We start from the raw sequence: 17,658 nt of genomic DNA, 5'->3' as shown, positions 1-17,658 counted from the left end.
TCTTTTTGGTCCGATGCTGTAGCGCGGAGCATGCGGTTTATGGTTTTGGAGGATCAAGAGCCAACGCTCGGCTCGTCTGTCGCTCATGCGGAACGGTGCTTGGAAAACCTCGGGGTTTTCGAGCATCTTAATGCGTTCCTTTGCCTCAATCCATTGGTGTCTGATGAGGCGAAATCGGTGGACCGTCGGCATGAAGAAGGCGAATACCTTCCGCTGCGGGGCATGGTAGTTGCCGTCAAGGACAATATCGAAACCGCAGGGCTGAACACGACCGGCGGGGCCGTCGCCCTTAAAGACTATGTGCCGCGTCGCGATGCCTTTGTTCTGCGCCAGTTGAAACGGCATGGCGCGGTGGTGATCGGCAAGACCAATCTGGATGAACTGGCGGGGGCGGGAAGCACATTAAGCTCGCTTGGCGGCCAGTCACTCAATCCCTACGATCCGTCCCGTACGCCAGCCGGATCTTCCGGTGGCTCGGCTATTGCGGTAGCGATTGGGGCTTGCAACGTTGCCCTCGGCACGGAAACAGTAAACTCGATCCGCAATCCCGCTCATGTTTGCGGCGTTTTCGGATTGAGGCCAAGCCGGGGGCTGATCGCTCGAAGCGGCACGATTCCCGTCTCGCCGACCATGGACGTGCTGGGGCCGCTCGCGGGGACGCTCGAAGATCTGGCTCTGGCATTTCGGATGATGATTGGCTTTGATCCGGATGACGCCGTGAGTTTGGCGGCCCGAGATTTCGATAGTAACGGTCTTAAAGTTTCACGGTGGCCGAAAGTCGAGGGTATGCGCATCGGCGTGCTGTCCGGGCTGTTTGGTACAGGCCAAGAGCATGTCGGCATCAACCAATGCCTGGAGGCTGCTTTTGAGCGGCTTCGTTCCAGAGGTGTCGTCATTGTTGATATCAATGAGCCACGGTTCAATTCGGGATCTCTATATAATGATCTGGCGCTGCATGCTCACGAATTTGAAAGTGCATTCGATGGCTGGCTGAGCGGCTTGAACACCGATGCCCCGATCGCTAACTTCAGAGCCTATGTTGAAGATGGTCGCTGGTCGCATTCGACCATGCATATGCTGCTTAAAACAGCCTTGGAAGCGGATAGGGTTGAGGCGAAGCTGGATTATGCCCGCAAGATCGCTGCTGCGCAGACAATAAGAATGCTGACCGAGCAACTGATGCAGGCGAATCGGCTTGATGCCCTGGCCTACCCTGTTCAACAGCGCAGCGCTCTTCTGATCGGCGAACAGTCGAGACCCGAACGCAATGGCGTGCTGGCTTCGGCACTTGGATGGCCGGCCATCAATGTGCCGGTAGGGCAATCTGACGGACTGCCGGTAGGGCTGGATTTAATGGCATTTCCATTCCAGGAGCCCCTGCTGTTTTCACTCGCAAAGGCCGTGCAAGGGCCGCCTGGACGGCCCCCGACTCCATAGAATGTCTCGTCATTCTGGATTCGTCTGACATGTTTAGGATTTTGTTTTTACATGTCTTTTCGGAAAAATCGTTTTCCACTTTTCCCTGACAAACACGGCAGCGCCATGCGCCCTATATGGCGCTCGGCACTGTCGTGCAGGATATTCGGCCGATCCTAGTGCAGGATTTGGCTGAGGAACAGCTTGGTGCGCTCGTGCTGCGGATTGTCGAAGAACTCGGCGGGTGCGTTCTGTTCGACGATCTGGCCCTGGTCCATGAAGATCACCCGGTCGGCAACCTGACGGGCGAAGCCCATTTCATGGGTGACGCAGAGCATGGTCATGCCTTCTTCGGCCAGACCCACCATGGTGTCCAGCACTTCCTTGACCATTTCCGGGTCAAGCGCTGAGGTTGGCTCGTCGAACAACATGATCTTCGGCTTCATGCAAAGGGCGCGGGCGATGGCGACGCGCTGCTGCTGGCCACCGGAGAGCTGGCCTGGATATTTATTGGCCTGTTCCGGGATCTTGACGCGCTTCAGATAGTGCATAGCGACTTCTTCGGCTTCCTTCTTCGGCATCTTGCGGACCCAGATCGGTGCCAGCGTGCAGTTTTCCAGAATCGTCAGATGGGGAAACAGATTGAAGTGCTGGAACACCATGCCGACTTCGCGGCGGACTTCATCGATCTTCTTGAGGTCGTTGGTCAACTCGATGTTATCGACGATAATCTGTCCGGTCTGGTGTTCCTCCAACCGGTTGATACAGCGGATCATCGTTGATTTGCCGGAGCCCGACGGACCCGCGATGACGATCCGCTCGCCGGTCGCTACCTTGAGGTTTATGTCACGAAGGACGTGAAATTCGCCATACCATTTGTTCATGGCAATCAGTTCGATTGCGGTCTTGGTCGGGGCTTTCTCGATGGAGGTTTGAGCTTCAGCCATAATTGAGTTTCCTAGAAGTGGAGTTTGTCGGGAAAGCCGGACGTCGATCTTGTCCCGACAAACGAACGAAAGAATGAAGCAACTGCCGGATCAGGTCGAAACCGACAGATGCTAGTGCTTGTGGCCCGTGTCGAGGTGCCGTTCCATGAAATAAGAGTAGCGTGACATGCTGAAGCAGAACAGCCAGTAGATGAAGCCTGCAAAGACCAGACCGGTTACGGCTGTCTCAGGCGTTGCCCAGTTGGAGTCCGACAGGTTGAGGATGACGATGCCCAGCAGGTCGAACATGCCGATGATCGAGACCAGCGACGTATCCTTGAACAGCCCGATAAAGGTATTGACGATGCCCGGAATGACAAGCTTGATCGCCTGCGGCAGGACGATCAACCGGATCTTCTGCCAGTAGCTCAGACCAAGCGAGTCGGCCCCTTCGAACTGCCCCTTCGGGATGGCCTGCAGGCCGCCGCGAATGACTTCAGCCATATAGGCGGATGAGAAGATCGAGACACCGACCAAAGCGCGCAGCAACTTGTCGAAGCTCCAGCCATCAGGAAGGAATAACGGCAGCATGACGCTGGCCATGAACAATACGGTGATCAAGGGGACGCCGCGCACCACTTCGATGAAGATCACGCAGAGCATCTTGATGACCGGCATGGTCGACCGGCGGCCAAGCGCCAGCATGATGCCAACCGGCAGTGACACCGCGATCCCAAAGAAGGACAGGACCAGCGTCACCATCAGGCCGCCCCAGCGGGCCGTTTCCACATGCTCGAGGCCAAAGCCGCCAGTGAGCAAAAAGAAGGAAACCACTGGCAGCACCAGAAACAGCAGCAGGGCATTGGTACCCTTGAACGGCGCCTTCGGAATCAGCATGGGAGCCAGCAGGACGGCGAACAGGATCATGACGGTCAATGGACGCCAGATCTCTTCGCTCGGATAGCGTCCGAAGATGAATTGCTGGAACTTGGCGCCGACAAACGCCCAGCAGGCACCAGCGCTGCCATCGGGCAATGCCCCGCCCTGAGAGACGGTAAGGCAGGCGATGCGGCCTGCTCCCGACCAGACAGCGTGGACGAACAGCCAGTTGATCAAGCCGGGCAGGATATAGGCCAGAAAGGCCAATGCCAGCAGGGTCAGCACAACGTCTTTCGGGGTCGCAATCAGGTTCTTGCGGACCCAGGCCGTCGTGCCAATCTGGCCAGCGGGTGCCGGAGAGGCGGACACCATCTCCGTGCGTACGAATACAGGGGTGTGTAATGCCATGATATTACCTCTCGACCAGCGCCATCTTGGCATTAAACCAGTTCATGAAGACTGCAGTGCTGATGCTGATCGTCAGGTAGACGGCCAGCCAGACGGCAACGATTTCGACGGCCTGTCCGGTCTGATTGAGAATCGTACCACCGACAGCGACGATATCGGCAAAGCCGATGGCAACAGCCAAGGAGGAGTTTTTCGCAAGGTTGAGATACTGGCTTGTCAGCGGCGGAATGATAATCCGCATCGCCTGCGGCACGACAATGAGCCGCGAGGTGTGGCTATGCTTGAGGCCGAGCGCGCTGGCCGCTTCTGTCTGCCCCTTGGATACAGCCTTGATGCCACCGCGAACGATTTCCGCTATGAAAGCGGCGGTGTAGAAGGACAGCGCCAGAAACAGCGAGGTGAACTCGGGTCCGACGACCGAACCGCCCTGCATGTTGAATCGACCGACAATTGGAAGATCGAAGGTGAGCGGCATGCCGATCGCCATAAACACCAGGACTGGAAGGCCGACGATCAACCCCAGCGACGACCAGAGGATTGGAAATTGTTGGCCTGTCGCCATCTGGCGCTTGCGGGCCCATTTCCTGACGAGAATGGAAAGAACGATGCCTATCGCGATGGCTGGCAATAGCAGCCAGGCCTCGTCGCCGAAAATCGCCTTCGGAAAAGTGACGCCGCGATTGTTCAGATAGATATCGAAAGGCAGCGCGATGGAGTCGCGCGCCTGCGGCAGAATGGCGATGACGCCACGGTACCAGAAGAAGATGACCAGCAGCGGTGGAATATTGCGGAAAATTTCGACATAGACCTGGCACAGCTTGGCGATCAACCAGTTGTGCGACAGCCGACCGAGGCCGACGGCAAAGCCGATGATCGAGGCGGTGATGATGCCGGCGACCGCGACTTGCAGCGTATTGAGCAGGCCGACGACAAGCGCCCGCCCATAGGTCGAATCGCTGCTGTAGCTGATCAACTGCTGGCCGATGTCGAAGCCAGCGCGGCCTTGCAGGAAGCCGAAGCCGGAGGTGATATTGGCTTTTTGCAGATTGTGAATGGTATTATTGGCGACCATCCAGATGAAGGCGACCAAAATTACTAAGGTAACCACCTGATAAAATATGCCACGGACCTTCGGGTCGTAGATGAGCGATGCCGCGCTGACCGATCCGGTTTTAGAGGAGCTCGAATCCTGTATTGCCATTGAGGCTTTTTCCCCCTTTTTCACCCTTGGTTTTGGGTGCGCATGTCCTTGCCCTTTTGCAATGGGGAGGCGGTGCGGACACCGCCTCCCCAGAAAGGCTTGGTTTGGGTTGGTTATCGGACCCGGTTGCGGATCAGCGGATCGGCGGGCCGTATTGCAGACCACCCTTCGACCACAGAGCGTTGACGCCACGGGCAATCTTCAGCGGGCTGCCAGCGCCGACATTCCGGTCGAAGACCTCGCCGTAATTGCCAACGAGTTTGACGACATTGTAAGCCCAGTCTTCCTTGAGGCCGAGATCGGTGCCCAGCTTGCTGCCGGATTCAGCGCCGAGCATGCGCTTGACGTCCGGACCGCCATTGGCCTTCATTTCGTCGATGTTCTTGGAGGTCACGCCGGCTTCTTCAGCGTTCACCATGGCATAGTGAACCCAGCTGACCACGTCGAACCACTTGTCGTCGCCCTGACGCACAGCCGGTCCGAGCGGCTCCTTGGAAATGACTTCCGGCAGAACCATGTTGTCATCGGGGTTCTTGAGCTTCAGGCGGATGGCATAGAGGCCGGACTGGTCGGTGGTGTAGACGTCACAACGACCTGCGTCGTAGGCCGCAGTTGCGTCGTCTTCCTTTTCGAATACGACCGGGTTGTATTTCAGGCCATTGGCCTTGAAATAGTCGGCAAGGTTCAATTCGGTCGTGGTGCCGGTCTGAACGCAAACGGCCGCGCCGGACAGTTCCAGAGCCGACTTCACGTTGAGGCTCTTTTTCGCCATGAAGCCCTGGCCGTCATAGTAGTTGACGGTGCGGAAGTTGAAGCCGAGCGAGGTGTCGCGGCTGATTGTCCAGGTCGTGTTACGGGTCAGAACGTCGATTTCGCCGGACTGCAACGCAGGGAAGCGATCCTTGGCGGATACGGGCGTAAACTTGGTCTTGGATGCGTCGCCGAAGACGGCGGCAGCAATGCCGCGGCAGTAATCGACATCCAGACCCGACCAGTCGCCCTTGTCATTCGGAGCGGAAAATCCCGGAATGCCCTGGCTGACGCCGCATTGAACAAAGCCTTTTGCCTTAACATCGCTCAGCGTGTCGGCCGAGGCTGCCGATGCGCCAAAACCAAATGCCGCAGCGCCAAGCGCAACTGACAGGAGCGTCTTTTTCATGTTTCCCAACCTTTTTTCTGTTTGTCTTCCCTCCGGTGCCTGACACGGCTCTTGCCCCTCTCCATGCACCGGTGCCCGGGTTGTGACCCTAGCAAGCCCATCACATTCATAAATGGGTTCATGGTCAAGTGTTGATGGGTGGAAATTGCGTCGAAAAGTGGCAATTCGATTTTTTTGCTCATAAAATAGGCCGACAACACAGGAAAGCCGCAGTTGGTGATGAAAATTTAGTCTAAATGGCGCCTTTGAATTTCATTGTCCCGGTGACGCGGCAAGGCTTGACCATGCTTGGCTGGCCTGTTCAAAAAAAGAAGTGGAGACGCGGCGGCGATGAACCGAAAACGAGGTGGATTGCGCTGCTGTCTTCGATAGTCGTAGTCTTGGCATGTTGCCCCTGACGGGCAGGCGACCAGCACATGAAAAAAGGCAGTTATAGCGGATGTCCGACAAAAAAAACTGGTTGACGAGCGCTGGCACGAATACGAAATTGTGCCATATCGGCCATGATCCCTCGAGCTACCATGGCTTTGTCAATCCGCCGATCGTCAAGGCATCGACGGTGCTGTTTCCGACTGCCGAAAGCATGGAAACACGGACGCAGAAATATACCTATGGTACCCGCGGCACCCCGACAACGGACGCGCTTTGCGATGCGATTGACGTTCTGGAAGGCTCGGCTGGCACGATTATACTGCCCTCCGGCCTGGCTGCAATTACCGTTCCTTTCCTGGCTTTCCTGTCGCCTGGCGATCATGCGCTGGTCGTTGATTCGGTCTATGACCCGGCACGGCATTTCTGCGATACAATGTTGAAGCGGATGGGTGTCGAGGTCGAATATTACGATCCTGCCATCGGTGCAGGCATCGCATCGCTGATGCGCGCCAATACAAAGCTGGTTCATGCCGAGGCTCCTGGCAGCAATACATTTGAAATGCAGGATATTCGCCTTCTGACTGACATCGCTCATAGTCATGGCGCCGTGGTCAGCATGGACAATACCTGGGCAACACCGCTCTATTTCCGGCCACTGGATTTCGGTGTCGATATTTCCATGCAGGCATCAACCAAATATCCGGCTGGCCATTCCGACATCCTGATGGGGACGGTTTCGGCCAATGCCGCGTGCTGGCCGCGCCTTAAGGCTGCCAATGGCGCCATGGGCCTCTGCGGTTCGACAGAAGATAGCTATATGGTTCTGCGTGGTCTCAGAACCATGGCGGTCAGGCTTGCTCATCACGATCGCAGTGCTCGTGCCGTGGCCGAATGGCTGGAGGCGAGGGACGATGTTGCGCGGGTCTTGCATCCGGCCCTGCCCAGTTTTCCCGGTCATGACATCTGGAAGCGCGACTTTAAAGGCGCTTCGGGGATCTTTTCCTTTGTACTGGCGGAAAGCGATCCGGCGCAGTTCAAGTGTAAGGCGCATGCCTTTCTCGATGCCTTGCAGATTTTCGGTCTTGGATGGTCCTGGGGCGGGTACGAAAGCCTGGCGGTATTGGCCAATGTCGGCGACCGCGTCATCGCCAAGCCGCCCGCAGGCGGGCCATTGATTCGTCTTCAGATCGGACTTGAAGATATTGCCGATCTCCAGGTGGATCTGGAGCGTGGTTTTGCTGCGGCAGCTACTGTTTAACTGTCTGATCCGAAAGCAATTTCGGGTTGAAGGCATCGGACAATTTACGGCTAAAGGTCTGTCAAGACAGGCCGGTAGCCATAGAGCCAGTCGAGATCGCGGGCAAAGCTATCGGAAGGGCGCAAGGACAATAGGACGTCGCGCCCGATTTGCAGCGGCCCCTTGGCGTGATAGGCGAATTTGTTGATTGCCCCTCGTTTGCGCACGGCGCTGACCCGTTTTTGCCGACTGGTCTCATAAGCCGTGAGCGCCTGGGGGGTGGGTCGACTGGAGACGAGATCGGCCAGTTCGAAAGCGTCTTCGATGGCCATCGCCGCGCCCTGAGCCGAGAAGGGGAGCATGGCATGGGCTGCATCGCCGATCAGCACCAGATCCCTGTCATTGTGCCAACGGCCATTTCCAGCCTGAAACAGCGGCCAGAAGGTCATGTTGGTATTGGCATTCGCCAACATGGTGCAGATGTCGCTATTCCAGCCTTTGAAGGCCCGCTCCAGCAGCAGAGCCTGGCTATCCTGCGTTTGAGCTGCCCATCCTTCGCCGGGATCGACGCCCGCGCCGATGGCCACGATGTTGATACTGTCGGTATCGCGCAAGGGATAGGTGACCATATGGGCATTCGGCCCCAGAAAGGCCGTTACGGACTGTCGGTCGAGAAAGGCGGGGGCTTCGGCCTGGGGAAGGGTAACGCGCCAGGCAATGCTGCCGCTGAAGGACACGTCCGGGCCGCCAGCCACGAAATTGCGCAGCCGCGACCAGACGCCATCGGCAGCGATCAGCAGGTCGGGACGCTCGCCGGTTTGCGGATCGCGCAGGATTTGCGCATCGGGGCTTTCGACCCTCTGGTCCAATATCAGGGAGCAAAGCGGATTGCGCGCCACGGCCTCAAGAAGAGCCTGTTGCAGCGTTGCGCGATGCAACACGCCGTAGGGCGCCTGCCAACGGGATTTCGCGTGGGCGCCAACCGGCACGTCGCAAAGGCGTTTCAAGCTGATGCCGGAGGCGAGCGCCACCACATCCGGCTCATGCCAGCGCGCGCGCAGGTTTTCGAGAACACCGAGTTCGTCGAGAATCCAGGTGACGTTTGGCGTCAGTTGCAGGCCGGCGCCGACCTCAAGCAATTGTGGGCTTTTCTCAAAAATCCGGGTCGCGATACCCACGCGGGCAAAGCACAAGGACGCGACAAGACCGGCTATGCCGCCGCCGACAATTGCCACGGTTTTCGTGGACATGGTGATAATCCGATCGCTGGCGCGTCGCTGAGAGCCGCTCAGGCTGCCTTGACGTGAAAGACGCAGCCGGCCGGGTTGGTTTCGGTTGCCTTCAGGCTGCTGTTATAGCGATAGAGCGTTGAGCAGTAGGGGCAGACCTTCTCGGTGTCATGGCCAAGGTCGATGAAGATATGCGGGTGATCAAAAGGAACGGACGCACCGGTGCACATGAATTCCTTGACGCCGATTTCGACAAGCCGATGTCCGCCGTCGTTCTGGAAATGGGGAATGGAATGACCGGCCATGTCTATGCTCCGAATGCCTTGTTGCCCAGTTTCCAAGGCCTGCAAGGCCGGGAAACTCAACTGAAGATGAAACGTTTATGGCGGGTGATCCGCATCTCTGCCGCCGCCATGCACCGCGATTGGGTTACGCCGGACATTAGCCGCCTTTTTTTGAAATGGGTAGAGCCAATGCAGGGCGCTGCCGATTGTTTTTACAGAATTGCTGTGCCTTTGCAGGGGTATGGGCAGATAAACTCTTGAACCCTACAGGGGTTACGACTTATGCAGCAGGGCTACTGCGTATCGCAACCCTTGCGGATGTCTGGCGTCTTCCTGTCCTTGTTGGCAGATTGGGGATGGCATGTTGTGGGGCGGCGGGCCGGGTCATGCTGCCTTGATCGACTATCAACTGGACCGATTGTGATGAATTTGAACGCTCCCGCTTTTTCCCGCTTTCGTCATGACGGTCTGGAGATCGCCTATTTCGATGAGGGCGATCCGTCTGGCCCGGCAGTTTTGCTGATCCATGGGTTTGCCTCCAGCGCCCTGGTCAATTGGGTGCATCCTGGCTGGCTGAAGACGCTGGGCGATGCCGGCTACCGGGTGATCGCACTCGACAATCGCGGCCATGGCCAGAGCGACAAGCCGCATGAAGCGGAAGTCTATCATCCTGAAAACATGGCAGCGGATGCCGCAGCGCTGCTCGATCATCTTGGTGTGGCTGAAGCGCATGTGATGGGATATTCCATGGGCGCGCGGATTTCGGCTTTCATGGCGCTGGATTTTCCGCAGCGGGTCCGCTCGCTGGTGTTTGGCGGGCTTGGCATTGGCATATCCACCGGGGTCGGCGACTGGGACCCGATTGCCGATGCGCTGCTGGCTCCTTCGCTTGATGATGTGACCCATGAGCGCGGACGGATGTTTCGCGCCTTTGCCGAGCAGACACGCAGCGACCGGCTGGCGCTGGCCGCTTGTATCTCTACGTCGCGCGATCTGGTGTCCGCAGCCGAGCTTGCTACAATCACCATGCCTGTCCTGATCGGTGTCGGGACTGTGGATGATATTGCCGGATCACCCCATGAACTGGCGGCGTTGATGCCCAATGCCCGCGCCATCGATATTCCCAAGCGCGACCATATGCTGGCGGTTGGCGACAGGGTGTTTAAACAGGCCGTTCTGGAATTCTACGCCGAGCTGGATGGCCGCTAGACGTTTTTATTCTCCGGTAAAGATCGGTTGGCGTTTTTCGCGAAATGCAGTGCGGCCTTCGCGGTAGTCGGCACTTTCGAACGTCGTGGAGCCAAGAACTGCGGCCTCACTCAGCAGGCTGTCGTCCTGGCTTTCCGTTGCCCGCAGCGCCAGCTTGGCAGCGTGGATAGACAGTGGCGCATTGGCGGCGATGGTTTCTGCCAAAGAAAAGGCTGCACCGTCAAGAGCTTGAGGGGCGACGAGATCGCCCAAAAAGCCGCAGCTCAATAGAGAAGCGGCGGGAAATGCCTGACCGGTAAACAGCGCCCGCCGGGCGATCTGGCTGCCCAGCGTCCGGCTGAGGTCGGCAACGGCATCTGCTGGATAGGCGAGGCCAAGTCGGGCGGCGGGTATGGCGAAGATTGCGGTGTCGTCGGCGATCCTGATATCGGCGGCGGCGGCAAGCCCGAAGGCCCCACCATAGCAAACCCCGCGAAGTGAGGCGATGACAGGCACCCGAGCCTCACGAATGGCCGCGAAAGCCGCACTATTGTCAGCCTCGTAGATCCGCGCCTGCCGGCTATCGTTGCGCACGGTGTCAAATTCGGAAATGTCGGCGCCGGCGCTGAAATCCGTCTGGCCGCCGCCTGTCATGACGATGCAATGAACCCCGGCCTCGGCAATCAGCCAGTCCAGTGCCGGGGGAATGGCGCGCCACATGGCCTGGGTGATCGCATTCTTGCGAGTTGGATTGTCGATAATCAGCGCGCCAATGCCATTTTGTCCGGCCACCCTTATGCCGTTATCCGCAAAGGTCCGCGCTTTTTTCATCTCATGCCCCCATCTGGTCTGATCGATAGATCATCTATATAATGGACGGTGAACGTCAATGAGGAGATTGCAATGGCTGTCATGCACGATCTTGCTGTGCGCGAGATGATCAAGCCCATGGACCCGATCTGGGACAGCATGCGCCAGGAGGCCCGCAGTGCCGCCGAGCATGATCCGCTCCTGGCGGCCTTCCTCTATTCCACCGTGCTGAACCACCGTTCGCTGGAAGGCTGCGTGATCTACCGCATCTGTGAACGGCTCGACCATGCCGACCTGCAATCCAGTCTTTTGCGCCAGACTTTCGAGGAAATGCTGACCGATTGGCCGGAATGGGGCACTGTGCTGCGCGTCGATATTCAGGCCTATTACGACCGCGACCCGGCCTGCCTGCGCTTTATCGAGCCTGTGCTGTATTTCAAAGGATTTCACGCGATCCAGACCCATCGGCTGGCCAACTGGCTTTGGAACAAAGGCAGGCGCGATTTTGCGCTCTATCTGCAAAGCCGGTCCTCCAGCGTGTTTCAGACGGATATCAATCCGGCTGCTCACATCGGCAAGGGAATATTTCTGGATCACGCCACAGGCCTGGTGGTCGGCGAGACAGCACGGATCGGCGATAATGTTTCTATCTTGCATGGGGTGACGCTGGGCGGCACCGGCAAGGAAGGGGCAGATCGCCATCCCAAGATTGGCAATGGTGTCCTGATCGGCGCGGGCGCGAAAGTGCTGGGCAATATCGAGATCGGCTGCTGCTCGCGGGTGGCCGCCGGTTCTGTTGTGCTGAAGCCTGTACCGGCTGGCAAGACGGTTGCAGGCGTACCCGCCAAGGTGGTGGGCGAAGCAGGCTGTGCCGAACCGGCCCGCTCGATGAACCAGGTGGTGTCCGAGGACGGCTGACGGAACGGGTGCCCACGCCGTTACGTTGATTTCGACATGCCGTATTTGGCGCGCGAACCTTATGGCCTCCGTGGCCGCTTCGGTTGGTGGTCATGGATGAACCTGTCTGATGATTTTTTAGTGAACCGATTCCGCTTCCAGCAATTATCCCTTAAAAGCAGGGGCGGATCGATATTCGCGGCTTTACACAGCTGTTTGGCCCATGCGACAAGCAGGCCGCCGAAGCATGGTTCGTGCGGTTTGTCAGTCACGGCCATGCTGGAATTTTGAGAGCGCTGCGGCAACATGGCCGGATCGAAGGTTCGTGCTGCGCAGACAATCCATGGAGATTTTTGTGAAAGCAGACGAAATCAAGAAGCTTGACGCTTATTTCAAGCGGACTTTCAACCCGACGATGGCTGTAAAGGCGCGTCCGCGCAAGGATGACTCGGCAGAAGTTTATGTTGGTGATGAGTTTCTCGGCGTTGTCTTCAAGGATGACGAGGACGGTGATCTGTCCTACAATTTCTCGATGGCCATTCTGGATGTCGATCTTTGATCACAGGTTGCATTCATAAGGGATGCATTTATTGATATTTGATAATGAAGGGCGGCCCCGTATGGGGTCGCTTTTTTTTGTTATTGATAAAATGCAACTTTTTGGCGATGACGCACTGCACAAATTGACTTGACCAATTTTAGCAATCTGTCCTATGGTTTGGGACAGCAGAGGAAAAAGGAGTGCTGTTATGTTGAATTTCGAAGACGTGAACAAAAAGAGCAAAGAAGCCGTCGATACGATGGTGAAGAATTATTCCGAGGTTGCCAAGGGCATGCAGTCGATCGCTGCTGAAGCTCAGGATTACTCGAAAAAGTCCTTCCAGGATCTGGCCGGTTTCATGGAGCAACTGACCGCTGCCCGCAGCATCGAAACTGTTTTCGAGTTGCAGACGAAATATGCTAAGAGCTCCTACGAAACGTTCGTGTCAGAAGCCACCAAGATCACCGAAATGTATGCCGATCTGGCCAAGACGGCATATAAGCCTTATGAGGCTCCGATTGCCAAGGCTTCGAAAGCAGCGTCCGCCGCGACGGCTGCCTGATCATTTTTTATTGATGTCGCTGCAAACGGCCGTCCTGTGGGATGGCCGTTTTTCGTTGGTACTTCCCATGCCAGCCCCGGTTTGGCAGCTTATGTCCATACTCAGTCTTGTGGTCAGCCTGGGGCATTGCTGGGGAGACAATATGATTATCTGGTGGTAATCTCAGCTGGAAGTGAACGCGCTGCGATTGCTGGTCTGGAAAACGCGGGTAAGGCACTTATCTTTAGGCCTGTTGCGTCGGTATCGGGACTTGTCCGGGGTGCCTTTTTGAGGTCGGACACGCAATTCTCTTTGCAGTGCGTATCTATGGGCTTAAAATCGATGAGAAATGGACTACCTTAATGAATCTGTGAGGTCTGGCGGGATTCGCCTTTTGCGATGAAGCGGCCGGAACTCGGGAGAATGGATGGAAATGATCGCGCAACCGATCGTCATGCAAGCGCAGGGTAACAACGACGGACCAAACAGGGGCACGTCGGTTATCACGCGCACGAAGCCGAAAACCAAGAAGCCCAATTTATATCGCGTTCTGCTGCTAAATGATGACTATACGCCGATGGAGTTCGTCATCCATATTCTGGAGCGGTTCTTCCAAAAAGACAGGGAAGCGGCAACCCTCGTCATGCTGCACGTACACAACCACGGGGTAGGGGAATGCGGCGTCTTCACCTATGAGGTCGCCGAAACCAAGGTAAGCCAAGTTATGGACTTCGCGCGGCAGCACGAGCATCCGCTGCAATGCGTCATGGAAAAGAAATGAGGATCTGACCGTGCCAACATTTTCTCCGAGCCTGGAAAAGGCGCTGCATCAGGCACTGACTTTTGCCAATGAGCGCCACCACGAATATGCGACGCTTGAACATTTGCTGATGGCACTGATCGATGATGCCGATGCCGCCGCCGTGATGGGCGCCTGCAATGTGAACCTCGATACGCTGCGCAAGACCGTGAGCGATTATGTCGATAATGAACTGGCCAATCTGGTGACCGGCTATGATGAGGATTCCAAACCGACCTCCGGCTTCCAGCGGGTCATCCAGCGGGCTGTCATCCACGTCCAGTCGTCCGGTCGGGAAGAAGTGACCGGCGCCAATGTTCTGGTGGCGATCTTTGCCGAGCGTGAAAGCCATGCGGCTTACTTCCTGCAAGAACAGGAAATGACCCGCTATGACGCGGTCAACTACATATCCCATGGTATCGGCAAGCGTCCCGGCACCTCCCAGCCTCGCCCGCCACGCGGTGTCGAGGAAGAGAGCGAAGCCAGCCAGAAGCCGCCACGTGAGCAGGAGGAAGGTCCGGCCAAGAAGCAGCCGGAAGCCCTCAAGGCCTATTGCGTCAACCTGAATGAAAAGGCCAAGACCGGCCGGATCGATCCGCTGATCGGCCGTCACGACGAGGTCAACCGCACCATTCAGGTCCTGTGCCGCCGCTCAAAAAACAATCCGCTTTACGTTGGCGATCCAGGTGTGGGCAAGACGGCGATTGCCGAAGGGCTGGCCAAGCGGATCGTCGAGGGCAAGGTGCCTGAGGCGCTGGCCGATGCGACGATCTTCTCGCTCGACATGGGGACGCTTCTGGCCGGTACGCGCTATCGCGGCGATTTCGAAGAACGCTTGAAACAAGTGGTCAAGGAGCTCGAAGACTATCCGGGCGCCGTGCTGTTCATCGATGAAATTCATACGGTGATTGGCGCAGGGGCCACTTCCGGCGGGGCTATGGATGCCTCCAACCTGTTGAAGCCCGCCTTGTCGTCTGGCGCCATCCGTTGCATCGGTTCGACCACCTATAAGGAATATCGGCAGTTCTTCGAAAAGGACCGGGCGCTGGTGCGCCGGTTCCAGAAGATCGATGTCAATGAGCCGTCTATCGACGATGCCATCGAGATCATGAAGGGTCTGAAGCCCTATTTCGAGGAATATCACAAGCTGCGTTACACCAACGAGGCGATCAAGACGGCTGTCGAGCTTTCGGCCCGCTATATCAGCGACCGCAAGCTGCCGGACAAGGCGATCGACGTGATCGATGAGACGGGTGCCGCGCAAATGCTGCTGCCCGCCTCGCGTCGTCGCAAGCTGATCACCGAGAAGGAAATCGAAGTCACCATCGCCACGATGGCGCGGATTCCGGCCAAGACCGTGTCCAAGGACGATGAGTTGGTTCTTGCCAATCTGGACAAGGAACTGCGCTCGGTCGTTTACGGTCAGGATGATGCTATCGATGCGCTGTCGACGGCGATCAAGCTGGCGCGGGCAGGGCTGCGTGAACCCAATAAGCCGATTGGCTCCTACGTCTTCTCCGGCCCGACAGGCGTCGGCAAGACCGAGGTTGCCAAGCAATTGGCCGCGTCGCTTGGCGTGGAAATGCTGCGCTTTGATATGTCTGAATATATGGAGCGCCATACGGTGTCGCGTCTGCTGGGTGCCCCTCCCGGCTATGTCGGCTTCGATCAGGGTGGCCTGCTGACCGATGGTGTCGATCAGCATCCGCATTGCGTCGTGCTGCTGGACGAAATCGAAAAGGCTCATCCGGATATCTACAACATCCTGTTGCAGGTTATGGACCACGGTTCGCTGACCGACCATAATGGCAAGAAGATCGATTTCCGCAATGTAATCCTGATCATGACCACCAATGCGGGCGCATCGGAAATGGCCAAGTCGGCTATCGGCTTTGGCTCTTCCAAGCGTAGTGGTGAGGATGAAGAGGCGATCAATCGTCTGTTCACCCCGGAATTCCGCAATCGTCTGGATGCGATCATTCCGTTCGCCCCGCTGCCAAGCGAGGTCATCCACAAGGTCGTGCAGAAGTTTGTCATGCAGCTGGAAGCTCAACTTTCGGAACGGGGCATCACATTCGACCTGTCGGAACCGGCTGTCGCCTGGTTGGCAACGCGTGGCTATGACGAGAAAATGGGCGCCCGGCCGCTTGGCCGCGTGATTCAGGAACATATCAAAAAGCCATTGGCCAATGAGATCCTGTTTGGCAAGCTGAAGAAGGGCGGGATCGTCAAGGTCGGCACTGTCACCAAGGATGGCGAGGAGCAATTGAAGCTGGACTGCGTGGCCGATGTGGCGCCGGTCAAGCCGAAGAAGGAAGCGGAAATTGCCGCCGTGGTGCCTGATGATGGCGAGGTCATCGCCAAGCCGCGTTCCAAGGCTAAAAAAGTCGCCAAGGCTGAGCCGGAAGTCGAAGCCTTGAAGGAGACCAAGCCGGTCGCCAAGAAAACCACGGTGCCAAAGGTGCCGAAAAAGAAGTAATTCTTTTGAAAGAACGGTCAAATTTTTGACAGCATCAATGCCGGGCAGTTTGCCCGGCATTGTCATGAACGGGAGCGGTGATTTTTTCGGCGCTGTAGGCCGTTTCGCACTTTTGCTGGAAATCCTTTATGTCATCTCTCCTTCTTGCCGACCGCAGCCAGTTGCGCTGGTTCTTCACGGGCATGCGCGGCCTTTTCAGCCTGCCGGCGATTATTCTCATGGTATCGTTTGTCGGTTTCAGCGCCTTCGCGTTGCAAAGCGGCGTCAGCCGCAATGAAGCGATGTTCATGACGGTGATCGTCTGGGCCTTGCCTGCCAAGATGATACTGATCGGCATGATGTCGAGTGGCGCCAATCTTTTGGCCTGTTTTCTGGCCGTGTCGCTCTCCTCAATCCGGATGATGCCGATGGTTGCCTCGCTGGTGCCGGAAATGCGCAGCCAACGCACCCCGACCTGGCTGCTGCTGTTCCTGTCGCATTTCGTCGCCATCACCGCCTGGGTCTATGCTATGGGCAATCTGAAGACCGTGCCGCGAGAAGGACGAGTGGCGTTTTTCGCAGGCTTCGGCCTGACTTTGGTGGCGGTCAACACCATTCTGGTCGGTGTGTGCTATGGCCTTGTCTCCAGCCTGCCGCCGCTTGTCGCCGGTCTGCTATTTTTCCTCACGCCGGTCTATTTCGTCGCCTCGATCTGGGCGACCGGCAAGCAGCGGGTGGTGAAGATCGCCTTTGTGATCGGCATCGTCTCCGGGCCGCTGCTGGCACTCGCAGCTCCAGGTTTCGACATCCTAATCGCAGGACTGGGAGGCGGCACGCTTGCCTATCTGATCGACCGGCAAATCCGCCGCCGAAGCCATGAGCCCTCGGATATTCAGCCGGTTGAAAACCTGGCGGAGGAGCTATGATGGCGGAGTTCTGGCCCTATCTGGTTATAATCATCGCGGGCTGGCTGGCGACAGATCTCTGGCGCTGGCTGGGCGTGCTGGCCGGAAACCGTCTTCAGGAAGGGGCCGAGCCGCTCTATTGGGTAAGGGCGGTTGCCACGGCCCTGGTTATGGCCGTGACTGCCAAGTTGATCGTCTTTCCAACCGGAACACTGGAACACTCGCCGCTCTGGCTGCGGCTCACGGCCACCGGTCTCGGCTTTGCAGCGTTCCTGCTTGCCGGTCAGCGGATCATTGTTGGCGTTCTGGTGTCGCTGGGTGTTTTGGCCGCAGGTCTGTTTGTCCTGTAGAGCATTTCCACGAAAAGTGTGAAGCGGTTTTCCGTCCGGAAATGCATAAAAACAAAAA

At 57.2% G+C, this 17,658-nt stretch carries 18 protein-coding genes; 11 read left to right on the top strand and 7 right to left on the bottom strand.

Annotated elements, in window-relative coordinates; all coding sequences use genetic code 11:
• Positions 1-39 precede the first annotated feature (39 nt).
• Positions 40-1,437: an amidase gene (locus FS819_RS08175; RefSeq protein WP_197434049.1), complete on the top strand. Its 1,398-nt coding sequence runs from the start codon at positions 40-42 to the stop codon at positions 1,435-1,437.
• Positions 1,438-1,592: 155 nt separating this feature from the next.
• On the opposite strand, the gene FS819_RS08170 is transcribed toward FS819_RS08175, so the two are convergent.
• The 4 genes from FS819_RS08170 to FS819_RS08155 all read right to left on the bottom strand — a co-directional run bounded on the left by FS819_RS08170 (position 1,593) and on the right by FS819_RS08155 (position 5,989).
• Complete coding sequence (locus tag FS819_RS08170; RefSeq protein ID WP_070164915.1) at positions 1,593-2,363, bottom strand: amino acid ABC transporter ATP-binding protein; 771 nt, start codon at positions 2,361-2,363, stop codon at positions 1,593-1,595.
• A 111-nt stretch (positions 2,364-2,474) separates the two neighbouring features.
• The gene (locus tag FS819_RS08165) at positions 2,475-3,629 is read right to left on the bottom strand and encodes an amino acid ABC transporter permease (RefSeq protein ID WP_156547613.1); all 1,155 of its coding nucleotides are present in this window, start codon (positions 3,627-3,629) and stop codon (positions 2,475-2,477) included.
• Between the two features lie 4 nt (positions 3,630-3,633).
• Complete coding sequence (locus FS819_RS08160; RefSeq protein WP_156547614.1) at positions 3,634-4,830, bottom strand: amino acid ABC transporter permease; 1,197 nt, start codon at positions 4,828-4,830, stop codon at positions 3,634-3,636.
• A gap of 133 nt (positions 4,831-4,963) precedes the next feature.
• Positions 4,964-5,989 (bottom strand): amino acid ABC transporter substrate-binding protein, encoded by a 1,026-nt coding sequence (locus tag FS819_RS08155; protein ID WP_197434050.1) that lies wholly within the window; start codon positions 5,987-5,989, stop codon positions 4,964-4,966.
• A 439-nt stretch (positions 5,990-6,428) separates the two neighbouring features.
• Between FS819_RS08155 and FS819_RS08150 the strand changes: the two genes are divergently transcribed.
• Entirely contained in the window at positions 6,429-7,619 is a 1,191-nt protein-coding gene (locus tag FS819_RS08150) for a cystathionine beta-lyase (protein WP_156547615.1), read from the top strand.
• Between the two features lie 50 nt (positions 7,620-7,669).
• Here FS819_RS08150 and FS819_RS08145 read toward each other — a convergent pair whose 3' ends face one another.
• Both FS819_RS08145 and FS819_RS08140 read right to left on the bottom strand, forming a co-directional pair.
• The gene (locus FS819_RS08145) at positions 7,670-8,848 is read right to left on the bottom strand and encodes an FAD-dependent monooxygenase (protein ID WP_156547616.1); all 1,179 of its coding nucleotides are present in this window, start codon (positions 8,846-8,848) and stop codon (positions 7,670-7,672) included.
• Positions 8,849-8,886: 38 nt separating this feature from the next.
• The gene (locus FS819_RS08140) at positions 8,887-9,132 is read right to left on the bottom strand and encodes a zinc-finger domain-containing protein (protein WP_015916247.1); all 246 of its coding nucleotides are present in this window, start codon (positions 9,130-9,132) and stop codon (positions 8,887-8,889) included.
• On the opposite strand from FS819_RS08140, the gene FS819_RS08135 reads away from it, so the two are divergent.
• Both FS819_RS08135 and FS819_RS08130 read left to right on the top strand, forming a co-directional pair.
• A complete protein-coding gene (locus FS819_RS08135; protein WP_156547617.1) occupies positions 9,121-9,372 on the top strand; it encodes a hypothetical protein in 252 nt (83 codons plus the stop codon). The genes FS819_RS08140 and FS819_RS08135 overlap by 12 nt on opposite strands.
• Positions 9,373-9,534: 162 nt before the next feature.
• Complete coding sequence (locus FS819_RS08130) at positions 9,535-10,320, top strand: alpha/beta fold hydrolase (protein WP_156547618.1); 786 nt, start codon at positions 9,535-9,537, stop codon at positions 10,318-10,320.
• Positions 10,321-10,326: 6 nt separating this feature from the next.
• Here FS819_RS08130 and FS819_RS08125 read toward each other — a convergent pair whose 3' ends face one another.
• Entirely contained in the window at positions 10,327-11,130 is an 804-nt protein-coding gene (locus tag FS819_RS08125) for an enoyl-CoA hydratase-related protein (RefSeq protein ID WP_156547619.1), read from the bottom strand.
• Positions 11,131-11,202: 72 nt separating this feature from the next.
• On the opposite strand from FS819_RS08125, the gene cysE reads away from it, so the two are divergent.
• From cysE to FS819_RS08090, 7 genes are all read left to right on the top strand, one after another.
• A complete protein-coding gene (cysE, locus tag FS819_RS08120; RefSeq protein ID WP_156547620.1) occupies positions 11,203-12,027 on the top strand; it encodes a serine O-acetyltransferase in 825 nt (274 codons plus the stop codon).
• Positions 12,028-12,361: 334 nt separating this feature from the next.
• Positions 12,362-12,565, top strand: a complete 204-nt coding sequence (locus FS819_RS08115; RefSeq protein ID WP_060717075.1) for a DUF3126 family protein — start codon at positions 12,362-12,364, stop codon at positions 12,563-12,565.
• Positions 12,566-12,755: 190 nt separating this feature from the next.
• Positions 12,756-13,109 (top strand): phasin family protein, encoded by a 354-nt coding sequence (locus tag FS819_RS08110; protein ID WP_156547621.1) that lies wholly within the window; start codon positions 12,756-12,758, stop codon positions 13,107-13,109.
• A 412-nt stretch (positions 13,110-13,521) separates the two neighbouring features.
• On the top strand, positions 13,522-13,869 hold the full coding sequence (gene clpS / locus FS819_RS08105; RefSeq protein ID WP_041698048.1) for an ATP-dependent Clp protease adapter ClpS: 348 nt from the start codon (positions 13,522-13,524) through the stop codon (positions 13,867-13,869).
• 10 nt (positions 13,870-13,879) lie between these two features.
• Complete coding sequence (gene clpA, locus FS819_RS08100; RefSeq protein WP_234624423.1) at positions 13,880-16,366, top strand: ATP-dependent Clp protease ATP-binding subunit ClpA; 2,487 nt, start codon at positions 13,880-13,882, stop codon at positions 16,364-16,366.
• A 128-nt stretch (positions 16,367-16,494) separates the two neighbouring features.
• The gene (locus FS819_RS08095; protein ID WP_156547623.1) at positions 16,495-17,271 is read left to right on the top strand and encodes an AzlC family ABC transporter permease; all 777 of its coding nucleotides are present in this window, start codon (positions 16,495-16,497) and stop codon (positions 17,269-17,271) included.
• The gene (locus tag FS819_RS08090; protein WP_156547624.1) at positions 17,268-17,600 is read left to right on the top strand and encodes an AzlD domain-containing protein; all 333 of its coding nucleotides are present in this window, start codon (positions 17,268-17,270) and stop codon (positions 17,598-17,600) included. The genes FS819_RS08095 and FS819_RS08090 overlap by 4 nt, the downstream gene beginning before the upstream one ends.
• Positions 17,601-17,658: the final 58 nt, after the last annotated feature.

It is taken from the genome of Allorhizobium sp. Av2 (assembly GCF_021462805.2).
Lineage (GTDB): Bacteria > Pseudomonadota > Alphaproteobacteria > Rhizobiales > Rhizobiaceae > Allorhizobium > Allorhizobium vitis_G.
Note: the sequence above shows the minus strand (reverse complement) of the source record. Positions and strands in the feature narration are given on the sequence as shown.